This window comes from Salinivibrio sp. ML290 (assembly GCF_001995695.1).
In the GTDB taxonomy this organism is placed as follows: domain Bacteria; phylum Pseudomonadota; class Gammaproteobacteria; order Enterobacterales; family Vibrionaceae; genus Salinivibrio; species Salinivibrio siamensis.
The window spans coordinates 1-13660 of sequence record NZ_MUEY01000014.1 but is presented as its reverse complement, the minus strand read 5'-3'; the positions used below and the strand labels follow the sequence as shown (position 1 = coordinate 13660).

The 13660-nt window shown below is 46.2% G+C and carries 12 protein-coding genes; 9 read left to right on the top strand and 3 right to left on the bottom strand.

Annotated features, from left to right (window positions below):
- Positions 1–219: 219 nt before the first annotated feature.
- From uvrY to pgsA, 3 genes are read left to right on the top strand one after another with little or no spacing between them, the layout of a single operon-like run.
- Complete coding sequence (uvrY, locus tag BZG23_RS12470; protein ID WP_046073101.1) at positions 220–864, top strand: UvrY/SirA/GacA family response regulator transcription factor; 645 nt, start codon at positions 220–222, stop codon at positions 862–864.
- Between the two features lie 29 nt (positions 865–893).
- Entirely contained in the window at positions 894–2726 is a 1833-nt protein-coding gene (gene uvrC, locus BZG23_RS12465; protein ID WP_077607119.1) for an excinuclease ABC subunit UvrC, read from the top strand.
- A 49-nt stretch (positions 2727–2775) separates the two neighbouring features.
- Positions 2776–3336 carry a CDP-diacylglycerol--glycerol-3-phosphate 3-phosphatidyltransferase gene (gene pgsA / locus BZG23_RS12460; RefSeq protein WP_046073102.1) on the top strand — a complete coding sequence of 187 codons (561 nt, stop codon included), beginning with the start codon at positions 2776–2778 and terminating at the stop codon, positions 3334–3336.
- Between the two features lie 145 nt (positions 3337–3481).
- Here pgsA and BZG23_RS12455 read toward each other — a convergent pair whose 3' ends face one another.
- The 3 genes from BZG23_RS12455 to BZG23_RS12445 all read right to left on the bottom strand — a co-directional run bounded on the left by BZG23_RS12455 (position 3482) and on the right by BZG23_RS12445 (position 7308).
- On the bottom strand, positions 3482–4849 hold the full coding sequence (locus tag BZG23_RS12455; protein ID WP_046073103.1) for an ATP-binding protein: 1368 nt from the start codon (positions 4847–4849) through the stop codon (positions 3482–3484).
- Between the two features lie 3 nt (positions 4850–4852).
- Positions 4853–5527, bottom strand: coding sequence for a response regulator (locus tag BZG23_RS12450; protein ID WP_046073104.1), 675 nt, complete (start codon positions 5525–5527; stop codon positions 4853–4855).
- A 101-nt stretch (positions 5528–5628) separates the two neighbouring features.
- Positions 5629–7308: an aspartate:alanine antiporter gene (locus tag BZG23_RS12445; protein ID WP_077607118.1), complete on the bottom strand. Its 1680-nt coding sequence runs from the start codon at positions 7306–7308 to the stop codon at positions 5629–5631.
- 672 nt (positions 7309–7980) lie between these two features.
- Here BZG23_RS12445 and BZG23_RS12440 point away from each other — a divergent pair.
- The 6 genes from BZG23_RS12440 to BZG23_RS12415 all read left to right on the top strand — a co-directional run bounded on the left by BZG23_RS12440 (position 7981) and on the right by BZG23_RS12415 (position 13536).
- A complete protein-coding gene (locus BZG23_RS12440) occupies positions 7981–9054 on the top strand; it encodes a PIN domain-containing protein (protein ID WP_077607117.1) in 1074 nt (357 codons plus the stop codon).
- 83 nt (positions 9055–9137) lie between these two features.
- Positions 9138–9440: a hypothetical protein gene (locus BZG23_RS12435; RefSeq protein WP_077607116.1), complete on the top strand. Its 303-nt coding sequence runs from the start codon at positions 9138–9140 to the stop codon at positions 9438–9440.
- A 72-nt stretch (positions 9441–9512) separates the two neighbouring features.
- Positions 9513–10091, top strand: coding sequence for a hypothetical protein (locus BZG23_RS12430; protein ID WP_077607115.1), 579 nt, complete (start codon positions 9513–9515; stop codon positions 10089–10091).
- Positions 10091–11005 carry a DUF4868 domain-containing protein gene (locus BZG23_RS12425; RefSeq protein WP_077607114.1) on the top strand — a complete coding sequence of 305 codons (915 nt, stop codon included), beginning with the start codon at positions 10091–10093 and terminating at the stop codon, positions 11003–11005. Before BZG23_RS12430 ends, BZG23_RS12425 begins: the two co-directional genes overlap by 1 nt.
- A gap of 97 nt (positions 11006–11102) precedes the next feature.
- A complete protein-coding gene (locus BZG23_RS12420) occupies positions 11103–11894 on the top strand; it encodes an HNH endonuclease (protein WP_077607113.1) in 792 nt (263 codons plus the stop codon).
- A gap of 331 nt (positions 11895–12225) precedes the next feature.
- Positions 12226–13536, top strand: a complete 1311-nt coding sequence (locus BZG23_RS12415) for a P-loop ATPase, Sll1717 family (protein WP_241837218.1) — start codon at positions 12226–12228, stop codon at positions 13534–13536.
- The last annotated feature ends 124 nt before the right edge of the window (positions 13537–13660 follow it).

Below are 13660 nucleotides of genomic sequence, written 5' to 3'. Positions count from 1 at the left end.
TTATTGCAGTCAACTTGCCTCGAACGTCACCAAATTGGTGATAATTCAGTCAGGTTGACTGTTTTTTGGCGGCTTAGTGTATGAATATTTGCATTTGCCCACATCCGCTCTGTTGTTGGCTTTTCATCCGTGGTAAAACTCAAGTACTATGCGTAAGAGAAGTCCAACCGTTGCCTTGTGGCAGCATGTTGGCGAACCAAACCAAGTGGAGATACAAGATTGATCAATGTGTTCCTTGTAGATGATCACGAGCTGGTTCGCACAGGGATTCGACGTCTTTTAGAAGACGTTCGTGGCATAAAAGTGGTAGGGGAAGCCGACAGCGGTGAAGCTGCACTCAAGTGGTGCCGGCAAAATCACGCCGATATTGTCCTAATGGACATGAATATGCCAGGCATCGGTGGGTTGGAAGCGACACGCAAGTTGCTTCGTTACTCGCCGGACGCCAAGATTATCGTGCTCACGATCCATACAGAAAACCCGTTCCCCACCAAGGTCATGCAAGCGGGAGCCGCGGGGTACCTGACCAAAGGCGCCGGTGCCGATGAAGTGGTGAACGCGATCCGCATGGTCAACAGTGGCCAGCGTTATATCTCACCGGACATTGCCCAGCAAATGGCGCTTAGTCAGTTCTCTGCCTCTTCAGATAATCCTTTCAAAGAGCTGTCAGAGCGTGAATTGCAGATCATGCTAATGATCACCAAAGGGCAAAAAGTTACCGACATATCCGAGCAGCTTAGCCTGAGCCCGAAAACGGTGAACAGTTACCGTTATCGCTTATTCAGCAAGTTGGGCATTAATGGTGATGTGGAATTGACCCACCTTGCCATCAGGCACGGCATGTTAGATACCGAAACCTTGTAACGCGAAGTAATGTAGTACGAGACCGCGCAGTGCCGAACACCTTCGATGCCAAAAGTTTTCTGAAAACCGTTCCTCACCAGCCCGGCGTTTATCGCATGATGAACGCCGCGGGTGAGATTATCTATGTGGGTAAGGCCAAAGATCTCAGCAAACGCCTAGCCAGCTACTTTCGGGTCCAGGTTTCCAGTGAGAAAACCAAAGCCTTGGTGCGTAACATCGCCGATGTAGAGGTGACGGTGACCCACACCGAAACCGAAGCGCTGATCCTTGAGCACAACCTGATCAAGCAGCATCGCCCCAAATACAATGTATTGCTGCGAGACGATAAATCTTATCCCTATATCTACCTCAGTGCTCACGAGCATCCGCGGCTCGCGATCCACCGCGGCGCGAAAAAGAAAAAGGGCGAATACTTTGGTCCCTTTCCTGATGCCAATGCAGTACGCAAAAGCCTGCACCTATTGCAGAAAATATTCCCGGTTCGCCAGTGTGAAGACTCGGTGTATGCCAACCGCAGCCGGCCTTGCTTGATGTATCAAATTGGTCGCTGCTCTGGCCCTTGTGTGCCAGGGCTGATTAGTGATGATGACTACGCCGAGCAAGTCAATTTTGCCCGTATGTTTTTACAAGGCAAAGACCGCGAAGTGATCGACAGCTTGGTCGCCAAAATGGAAACCGCCAGCCAACAGCTGCAATTTGAAAAGGCGGCGGAATATCGTGACCAAATCCAAGCGTTGCGCCGCGTACAAGAGCAGCAGTTTGTCTCGCAAGACAGCGATGATGATATCGACGTTATCGGCTTTGCATTAGAAAACGGGGTGGCGTGCATTCATGTGCTCTTCCTGCGCCAAGGCAAAGTACTGGGCAGTCGTAGCCACTTTCCTAAGATGCCGGCAGAAACCGACCCTGGTGAAGTGGTTTCAAGCTTTGTCAGCCAGTTTTACCTGGCGCAAGCGGAAGGGCGCACCATTCCCAGCCATATTCTGATTTCTGACGATATCGGTGATGATCTGGGTTGGCTATCGAATACCTTGAGTGAAATAGCCGGTCGCAATGTGCGCCTACAAAGTCGCCCGCGCGGGGCTAGAGCCCGCTTTTTGAAGCTGGCCAACACCAATGCCCGCACCGCTTTGACCAGCAAGATCAACCATCGGATGACCATCCAGAATCGTTATCAAGCGCTGCAAGAAACCCTGGGCTTAGAGCCGGTTAAGCGGATGGAGTGCTTTGATATCAGCCATACCATGGGCGAGAAAACAGTCGCCTCCTGCGTGGTGTTCAACCAAGACGGGCCGCTGAAAAAAGAGTATCGCCGTTACAACATTGAAGGGATCACCGGCGGCGATGATTATGCCGCGATGGCACAGGTACTGACGCGCCGTTATAGCAAACAAGTCGAGCCAGAAAAAATCCCCGATATCATCGTGATTGATGGGGGTAAGGGCCAGCTTAGCCGTGCTTGGGAGGTGCTCGAGCCGCTGATTGCTGATTGGCCAGTTAACCCGCTCATTTTAGGGGTGGCCAAAGGTACCAGCCGTAAGCCGGGGCTTGAAACCTTGATTAAGGTCTCGRGCGAGGAGTTTTCGCTGCCCGCCGACTCACCGGCGCTGCACCTTATCCAACATATTCGTGATGAAAGCCACGATCATGCCATTGCCGGACACCGCGCGGCACGGGGCAAAGCGCGCAAGCAAAGTGTGCTCACCCAAATTGATGGCGTAGGCCCTAAACGTCGCCAGGCCTTGCTGAAATACTTGGGCGGTATTCAAGAGCTGAAAAACGCCAGTGTTGAAGAAATCGCCAAGGTGCCCGGGATCAGCGCCACATTGGCAGAGAAAATTCATTCCTCATTGCAAGGTTAGTGGCAATGGGGCACCATAACCCAGTTAATCCTAAAATAAAAAGCTGAGCATGCGTCTAAATATACCTACCATTTTGACCTTTTTGCGCATTGCGCTTATTCCGGTCTTTGTTGTTGCCTACTATCTACCTTATGCTTGGGCGCCATTTGCGGCAGCATTGATTTTTGTGATTGCTGGCGCCACCGATTGGCTGGATGGCTATTTAGCGCGTCGCTTAAAGCAATCGACCCGTTTTGGTGCCTTTCTCGATCCCGTCGCCGACAAAGTGATGGTGGCGATAGCCATGGTGCTGATTGTTGAGCACTACGCCTCTATTTGGATCACGATTCCGGCGGCAACCATGATTGCGCGTGAGGTGATTATTTCGGCCCTGCGCGAGTGGATGGCAGAAATCGGCAAACGTGCCAGCGTCGCGGTCTCATGGGTGGGGAAATTTAAAACCGGCTCGCAAATGTTCGCACTGACCATGCTTCTTTGGCATGGCGCGCCTTGGATTGAATGGTTAGGTTACATTGCGCTGTACGCTGCGGCAGGCCTGACATACTGGTCGATGTATCAGTACATGATGGCGGCCAAAGACGACTTGCTCGCCGACCCGGAAGAAGAATAAACCGGGCACTGAGCAAACGCATTCACGCCTGTTACCTACTCATAAAAACGCAGCCACGATTTGGCTGCGTTTTTTGTTTGCTGCTGGTGGCAGCGCGAAAGCACCGGCCGGTTTATTGGCGTCGCGCTTAAGCTGACCGTCTGGCTTAGCGCTTAGGAATGGTCAGCACAAAGGCCGCCCCTTGCAGCGGGGAGTCGCTGGCGTGGATGTTGCCATCGTAACTGGCAATGATTTCATCGCACACCGCTAATCCAATGCCAGTGCCAGGATTGAGCTGATCGGCACGTACGCCACGCTGGAATATGCTTTCCCGATATTGCTCTGGTACCCCGGGGCCATCGTCTTCAATCGCCAATTGCCACACTTCGCCGTGATCGTCGAGCCGGATTTGCACCGTTTCAAGGCAAAAGCGATAGGCGTTTTCCAGCAAGTTACCGAGTAACTCCATCAAATCACTGCGGTGCACCGGTAAAGAGGCACTTTCATCAAACGCTCGCACCACTTTCACGGGTTTATCGCGATAGGCTTTATCTAGCATGCCGGTCAGGCTATCAATCGGTGCGGTCAGTGGGCTATCTTCGCGTTTCAGCCCACATTGCCCCACCAATGCGCGTTTGAGCTGATATTGCACCATGTCATCCATCTGGCTGACCTGCTCCAAAATCCGCTTATTCAGCTGCTCGCGCGACAGATGATTATCATCGAGCAGGGCATTGGTGGCGGATAAACGCGTTTTTAAGCTGTGCGCCAAATCATCCATGGCGTGGCGATAACGGGATTTTTGCTTTTCCCGCTGGGTGATCATCCGGTTAAGCGCTTGGGTGACATCTTGCAGCTCGTCAGGGTAATCGTTATCCAGTGTTTGCTGGCGTGATTCAGTAATCGCGATCAGCTCTCTGGCCAAGCGGCGCAGTGGGGAAAAGCTCCAATGACACGCGGCAACCACGAGTGCCGACGCCGAGACAAACAGCAGACTGATGTAAAACCAGGTCTCTGCCTCTAAATCGGCTAACTGTTGTTTTTGTTTGTCGACGTTGCGCAGCACAAACAGCCGGTTTTCGCTATCACCGGGTTGTTTTTCTGATGAAAGCCGTTGCGCTACCACGTTAAAGCCAGCAATGGAAAGGTACTGCGGCTTTTTCGCTTCGTTAGGAATATGTGTGCAGATATCGTCGATATTAAACGCTTGCACATCGCGTGAGGTCCATAGCGTGTGGTTATCGGGCGTACATAGCACCGACATATAATCGCTGCTGGACGGGTCAAGCGATTGAATCCAAGCCGTCAGCTGGTCAGCGCGGATCAGCCCGTCTTTACTGAGCTGCGCCATCACCATCGGAATTTGTGAGGCCAGATCGCGCGAGTAAGCCGCCATTGAATTTTGCTGATACAGCTTATTAATCAAGGCCGCGAGCGCAATCGAGAAAAGGAGAATAATGCCAATGGAGGTGGCGAGTACGCGGGTGCGCAGTCGGGGGCGACATTGGCAAAGGGTAAGTTGGCCTAGTTTCATGGTTTACTCAGCTTGGATCTCGAACAGGTAGCCTTGGCCACGCACGGTCGAGATGGGGTTGTCGTGTCCGGTTTGGATCAGCTTTTTACGTAGACGACTGATCATCACCTCAATGGTGTTAGGGTCGCCATCTTGGTCATGATACAGCACATCGAGCAAGCGTTGCTTCGAGATCACTTCGCGACTGTGACGAATCAGGTACTCAAATAAATCATACTCAAAGGCGGTGAGCTCTAGCGCTTGCCCGTTGACGGTGACCGATTTCGCCAACAAATCTAACTCGATATCGCCAGCGGTGATAGTGGGCTTCACAAAACCGGCACTGCGACGCACCAAGGCGTTTAGTCGCGCCACCAGTTCCGGCTTTTGAAACGGCTTTACTAGGTAGTCATCGGCACCGGCATCTAAGCCCGTGACTTTATCTTGCCAGTTGGCGCGCGCCGTGAGCACCAAAATCGGCAGGCGCAGCCCTTTGGCGCGAATATCACGAATTAGGCTAATGCCATCTTGATCGGGCAAACCAAGGTCAACAATGGCAATATCATTGGGGTATTGGTCAGCGTAATAAAGCCCTTCGCTGGCAGTGCTGGCACAGCGAACATGGTGGCCGAGTTCACTGAGTTCGGTGTTCAGGTGATGACTTAAAATCGAGTCATCTTCAATAATAAGAACCTGCATAAAAGCCCCTGTAAAACAAAAAAGCGCCCTAGGTGGACGCCTTTATTATAGGTTTAATAAACTGAATTTTGGCTGACTCAGCGACCGTCTCCAGCGTGACGTTACACCAAAATAATCATCATGGTGCCGGCTAAGGTCAAAATAACGTTGGCAATCGCATAAGTGCCCGCGTAGCCCAAGGCAGGAATAGTACTGCGGGCATGCTCATTGATCATATCCATCGCCGGCGCACAGGTTCTTGCCCCGATGATTGCGCCAAACAAGAGCGCGCGGTTCATCTTCAGCACATACGCGCCAATCAAATAGGCGACAATCACTGGAATAACACTGATCACAATGCTGGCCAAGATCACCGAAAAGCCCATGTCTGCGATGTAATCAAATAGCCGGCTACCGGCGCTCAGTCCAATGCCAGCCATAAAGGTCATGAGGCCAAGATCTTTCACCATATTCAGCGCCCCTTGGGGCACATAGCCGAAAGTGGGGTGGTTGGCACGTAAAAAGCCGAGGCTGATCCCCGCTAACAGCAAGCCAGCGGCATTACCCAGGCCAAAGGTCACTTGACCGAAGGTGAGGGTGATCATCCCTAAGCCCAGCCCCAAAATAAAGAAGCAGCAAAAGGCGAGCAAATCCGACATCTGGCTATGAATCGAAATAAAGCCGATGCGGTCGGCCAAGCCTTTTACGCGGCTTTTCTCACCACTGATTTGCAGCACATCGCCTTTGTTGAGGATAATCCCTTGGTCCATCGGCATCTCAACCTGAGCGCGCACCACTCGGTTTAAAAAGCAGCCGTATTCCGACAAGTTTAAATCCGACAGCTTTTTCTGCGCCACGCTGTCATTTTTCACCACGATTTCTTCCTCGACAATGCGCAAGTCGAGCAAATCGCGGTCAAACACTTCTTTACCGTTACGGAAGCTGGGGTCCAGCCGTGCATGGCTGTCGGGATAGCCCACTAAGGCAATCTCGTCGCCTTGCTGCAAAATGGCATCCCCATCGGGGTTAGCCAAAATGCCGTTACGGCGAATACGCTCGATATAACAGCCGGTTTGGCGATAAATACCCAGCTCACGCAGGTTGCGGCCATCAATCCAATCGATCAATTCAGGGCCGACCCGATAGGCGCGAATAATGGGTAAATAGACCTTACGCTGTGATTCGCTGCCCAAGCCGCGCTCAATAGCAATCTGTTGGGCGGAGTGCTCAAGGTTATGGCGCTGCAACTTCGGCATCAATTTCGCCAGCACAATCAAGCTCACCAAGCCGGTGAGGTAAGCCATGGCATAGCCGACACTGAGGTTATCAATCATCATCCCCAGCTGTTCGCCTTCCGCGCCGGTTAAGCCGGAGTTAAGCGCATCTTTAGCGCCCACTAATACCGGGGTGGCGGTAAGCGCGCCGGCCATCATGCCGGTGGCAATGCTGATATCCAACCCCAAATGGTTTTGGAAGAACAGGGTTAAGCCAATGGCGCTGAGTAACACCGCCAAGGCAAGCAATAGGTATGATTTTCCGTCACGGAAAAAGACGCCAAAAAAGTTCGGCCCCGCCTCAATCCCCACGCAGTAGATAAACAGCATAAAGCCGATGCTGAGGGTATCAGGCGAGAAGGTGAACCCCGCGTTGCCAAAAATGATCGCGGTGAACAACACGCCGATGGATCCGCCGAGTTGCACACTACCAATTTTGATCTTTCCGACCGCGAGGCCGAGGGCGAGAACCACAAAAAGGAGTAAAATATCGTTTTGGAGCAGGAGGTTATTGACGTCTATATTCACAGCACAAATGTCCGACAGAGCGTGCAGGGGGTTAATGTGGTGAAAATTATACCAACCTTAATCACACTTTGTTGTACAAATTTAGTGAAATAAAGATTAATTTTGCATAAAAAAACACCAGTTGCACGTTTTTTGGAAGCATCCACAAAAAATGGCAGCCCCGACTGGCTTTTTAGACCCAACCAACACACCCGCAAGATCCCAGCCAAATCCTCGACGCAATCTCACAGAATTAGCGCTAGCTAACATTTTGGACATTAGGGAATGAAAACGTTATCACGCCTCTGTTAGGCTAATCCTTACTACAAAAAGGGAAATGGCCTATCGGGTGCCCAAAACCGGCGGGCGGTAGCGTGGGAAAGGTTGGATAGTTAACCCGCTTATCGGATAGAAAGCCGAATCGGATGCACGCTTTCTCATCATGCATTCACGCTTTCTCAGTTCAGTAAAATAAAAGAATATATTCATCAATGAGTTACATTACTAGGTTTGGGGATAGTGTGAATGCACCAGCCGTGACAGGCGGCACGCACACTTTCGCGGGGAAAAAAACAGCCAGTAAAAGCGATAAATGCCAGTAATAACAGTAAGTTAATAAAGGAAAGGCGCGTATAACGGTTTTGGGGAAGTGAGTGCGCGCTAATACAATGTTAAATTTCAGGACGAATAATTGTGCTAGAAACGAGAAAAGTCTTCATTGATACACAGTCATTTGTGAAGGCAGGCCTTCATTTTGATGGACCTGCATTTAAATCATTTAGAAAATATTGCGAAGCTAATGAATTGTTTCATGTATCTACGAGCGTCGTTGACCGTGAAATAAAGTCAAAAATAGCGCTTTCTGTTAACGATGCTATAAGTGCTATCCAAACGTTTCGAAGAAAAGCACGGCTTCTGTCATCACTCGATTACGATAAGGTTAAGGGGTTGTTTGAAGAAATCCCAGACGAAGACATCCACAAAAAAGCAGGAGATGTGTTTGATGATTTTATGAGCGCATGCTCTACGGAAATTGTAGAAGCAGATGGAGTTGATCCTGAAGAGTTACTGTCTTTATATTTCGATAGAAAGCCACCGTTTGGTGATGGTAAGAAAAAAGCAGAGTTTCCTGATGCAATATCTATCCTGTCATTGAAATCATATCTTCAAGATGACGAAAAAATATATGTCGTATCTGATGATGGTGACTTGAAAGTATTTTGTGCCGATGATCCTAATTTTATTTCAGTTGAATCGTTAGACAAACTTCTAGATATATACACGACCCACACCAGTGTAAGACACGAGCAAGTAAAGCAGTATTTCATCGTAAACGAGGAAAAAATCAAGCACAAAATTACCGAGTTCCTCGAAGAATGCGATGTATACAACTCCTCTACTTGGGAGGATGCAGAGGTGGACGATGGTCTTACAGTTATAAGTCTGGGAGATATAGAGCCGTCAGTACTGTACATTGATGACGAAGAAAGCCAAGTCACCTTCGACATAGATGTAGAGTTTGAAGTGACAGTGACCGGCCCAGATTTCAATAATGGTATCTATGACCGAGAAGATGGCCGAATGTACACATTTGATAGCACTTCCAGAACTAGCACTATATCAACAATATACACTGTTGAAGTTTTCCTACACTATGAGTTTATTGATGGTGAACTAGTAAATGCCGAAGATGACGGTCTCTATATTTCTGGCACATCGGGAGGCATTGAGGTAGCTGTTGAAGAAAATGAACCAGATTGGTACTAAAAATTTAACAAGCGCGCCAATTAGGACGCTCGCAATCTCGCGCCTATTATGCCGGGTGTTAGAGCGCAGGAGAAAGTGAAAAAATGGAAGCTAAAGAAACATATGATTTCGTTAAGTCTTTAGTTCGAAAAGCAGAGTTAGGCTTAGATACAGATACTCTTGTTAACACATTCAAGGAACTAGATTGGCAAGTTAGTGGTGAATTCAATTATATGAGAATGGACGTTAAGAAAGTTGAATCTGATGGTAGCCGAGTTCGTCTATATTACAAGTCATATGACCTATCGGGACCATTTCAAAACTTACCTGATGTGAACAAAATTAAAGTTCAACTCATTCAAGATAATACAGTTATCGATGAATTAAATGTTAGGTTTGATGGTTAGCTGTGAATTGCGCTCTAATACAATATTAAGTGCCCCTACTGCAGGGGTGTAGGTGTCGGATGGTAGTTAAAAATGCAATTTAGATTATTTTCAGCCTTTTTGATTTTTATTGGCTCGTATTTACCTCTGGCTTTAATACTAGCAGTCCAAGACATACCTATGTCGTGGTGGGAACGGCCTTTTTGTGATTTTTCAAACATGAGCAAATGTTACTTTAATCCGTTCGCTAACCCCTACCTGTCTGCAGCATTTTTTCTTCTGACTATCCTTTCGGTTGTTTTGTCAAATATATCTCTTAAAAAAATATCTTTTCCGTTCAATGCCAAGATCACAAAGGTAAAGCCAATACCAAACGATATTATTAATTATGTATTTCCGTATGTTGTATCGTTTATGGGGATTAGCTATGAGCATCCCGAAAAGCTCTTGGGTTTCGCTGTTTTCCTATTTTGGATGTTCGCAATAACTTATAAGTCAGGCCAAATAATAATGAACCCGCTTTTGATCATGTTTGGCTGGAAACTATACGAAGCAGAGGCGGAAGTAAATGGCAACGAGAGAAATGTAAGGATTTTATTTAAAGGAAATTTGATCCCAGGTGAATATGACGCACAAACAATACAAGAGTTCTATATTGCAAGAGGTGGCTAATGTCTGTTGACTTCCAAGCTTTAAAAAATTTTGACTTTGATAACTCAAATCCGCTTCTTTGGATTTTTAAAGACAGTACTACGAGCTCAAAGTTTCGCACATTTTATGTTCAAACTGAGGGGAAGTTAAATAGAAAGCTAAAAGAGTTTGTCAAGAATGAGATTGAAAGGATAACGGAACACAGTCCATACACATACATATCGCAAAATAACGAAAATAGCTGCCTTACGTTAGACCCATCTTCAACAGATTTTAATAGTTTGAAAATTCTAGTAGATCGCCTTGAAAGCGAACATAGGATATCAGACTCAAAGGATTWAAAAGGTTCTAAAGGATATGTGGTTAAATTTACATTAAATGAACAAACGATTTATGCCGTAAAACGTTCTACCTCATCATGGAAAACCTCGTATCCTAAGAAGTATATAAACATGATATTTTCTAATGGCGAACTGTCGGCCGTTGAGGATAATAGTTTTTCTATTGAGAAAAATTTTGACTTTTATGTTGTTGGTCATACAGCGTTTATTGCGAATAAAAGGGGTTTTGAGTCTGCAATGAAATATCGTGAGGAGTATGTCCAAGCTTTTTCACAGCTTCAGCAATCGCCCTCATTCAGCGGGCTATTTTCTGATTTGTCGCCAATAGTAGAATATGTTGGTAGCAATTCCATACAGTTGAGGAGAATGGCTGTCATTGAAACGAAAGGAATTTATAACCGACCAAATTTCATACAGACTCTACAAAGAGTTAGTAACAGTAGGGGGTGGGGCATAAATTTTGATTATGCCAACAACACAATAGTTCCGTGCTCCCAGACTGTGAAGGTTATTATGCAGGTGTTACTAGATCATCGGCTGATGAGCGAAATTACAGATAATACCTATGATGTTCCAGATGCTACGGAGATATAAGATCACACTTACCAATCGGCTGCACAGGGACCGATTTTCCGCCGCTTTGCGGCTCCAAATCGGCGCGTGAGCCGGGCGTTAGACATAAGGAGAAAAAATGCAAGTATGGCGATTAGTTGCTCATCATGAAGAGTCACAAAAAGCACTCGCAAGAATGATAGAAATTGGACGAATTGCTATTGGTTGGTCAAGTATTGGGGATCTTTCAGAATTGGATCCAAGTAATTCTACTGAAATAACCAATAAGCTAGAAACTATACAGCCTGATGTAAACAATTCCAATATGGCAGGGCCAAGTTTGTGGAACCTGTATGCAGAAGTTGAGATTGGTGATCAAATTATAGTTACGGCAAGTGGTAAAAGACAATGTGTCTTTGAAATAACAGGGCCATACATTTTTGATTCTGATAATTCAATTCTTGGCTACTCCCATCAACGACAAGCTGCCTTAACTGACATTGACCCTGAAGCGCTATGGGAAGCATCTGAATCCAACGTAGCAAAAGGTGAGAATGTTAGGTGGACATTAGCGAAGTGTAAAGGTACGAAGAAATCGAATGATATTGTGCATTTTGAAGGTAAAAGGTATTCGGTAGTATCGACTGCAATTGAGCGAGATCGATCGGCACGTGAAAAATGCATACGCCACTTTGGTTGCAACTGCCAAGTCTGTGGAATGAACTTTCAAAATCTATACGGAGATATAGGGCGTGACTATATTCATGTACATCACCGAGTAGATTTGGCTCATAGCGACGGTGAGCATATTATTAATCCAGAAACAGACCTAGTTCCTCTTTGTCCTAATTGCCATGCAATGATTCATACAGATAAACCTGCTATGTCAGTGGAAAAACTGAAGGAAATTTACAATCGCAATTATGCCTAACAAGAGAGTTGGGCTCCCGCTGGACTTGATCCGTTTTACTGGACACGCATCGACGATCTTATTACGTCAGCTTGTTCTCGTTCCCACGCTCCTGCGTGGGAATGCATATCTAGCTCTTACTATTATTCAAACACAAACAGCAACATAACCAGTGTTATATTATTCTACCTAGGGCATTGAACTGGTTTGTTCGCTAAAGGTGACGCTGTCCGCTAGTGTTAGAACAATGATCAATTGCAGTTCGGCGATCTTGTGGCGAACCCTGCCCATGATTCAAAACCCATATACATTCCCACGCAGGAGCGTGGGAACGAATTAAAATGGAGAGCATATGGGAAAAATACAATTACCAAAGGATGCGCTCAAAAGAGTAAAGATCGGACAAGCATTTGCTGAGTACGATATTATCAGGACTGATCCTGAGCTATTTGTTGCAACTCCTTCTACGCTAAGCTCCCTAGATCCAGATGGGCATAGCTGTTTTTATATTGGTAGGCGAGGTGCTGGAAAAACGGCAATTACCTTTGAGGTTCAAAGGAAGTTTCCGAGATGTATCCATATCATTCCTCAAATCTTTGACCTTCTCACCTTACCTCTTGAACATGAGGAATTTTTTGATACTCGACAAAGGCCTTTCAAGTCATTAATGCACTCAATGGAGCGGGCATTGGTTGACGAAATAATTAAAACATGGTCTGAGAATGGAGTGTTTAAGTTTGATAAGTCTGTCGAATACATAAAGCGCGAAAGGGGATTGATAGAAGATTGTGATTTTGATTCCAGGGTTCTTAATTTAACCGACGAAATATTTGAAGCTTATACTAAAGAAAACGACAAACTGTGGTTGAGGCAAATAAAAAGAAGCAAAGAAATAATACAAGAGGCAAACTCTATTGCTACTAACGGTACTTACGATTACATTGTATTGGTTGATAGGTTAGATGAGTCATGGGACGGATCTGAGTCAGCCATAATTTGCCTTATGGCATTAATGCATGCTGCGGTTAGGTTAAGAGCCTCAACTAACTTTATTAGACCATATATTTTTATTAGAGAAAATATATATGACAGAATAAGAGCTCTAGACAACGAATTTTCAAGACTAGAAACATCCTCAGTGTTTCTTGAGTGGTCAGAAAGAAAGCTTATTGAGTTGGTCGAGAGAAGGCTCGTAAGGCCATTCAATACAAAACCAAAGCTTGGAGGGGAGGCTTGGAGCTACTTTTTTGAGGAGGAAGATCAAGAATCAACTGCGGCACGAGTGATGAAGCTTTGCCAGCATCGCCCAAGAGATGTTTTGATGCTCTGTAGCTATGCAATAGATAATGCTATCAACGATGGAAATATGAAAATAACCCATCAAGATCTAAATGATGCATCAATACGATATAGTACTAGTAGGTTAAAGGACCTAGGAGATGAGTTCGCGGAGAATTATCCAAACATAAGCTTGGTTCTAGAGTATTTTTATGGACTAGGCAATCAGTTTACAGTTAACGCTATCGAAGATTTTATTCAGAAGCTTTTGGTTAATGAAACGATTTCTAAATATTGTAAGGACTGGCTATCAGGGAAAACGCATGAAGMTCCGCGCTACGCCTGGGCTAGCAATTTAATGATTAAGTTGTCACTTATGGCTTAAAATCGTGCGTTATGCCATATTTATTAATTAAAATAAGTGAAAATAAAGGATCAATTTGTTGATCATTTTCAGTACGATTTAATGGTCTCCTAATGTTTAGGAGATTAAAAATGACAGAAGATAA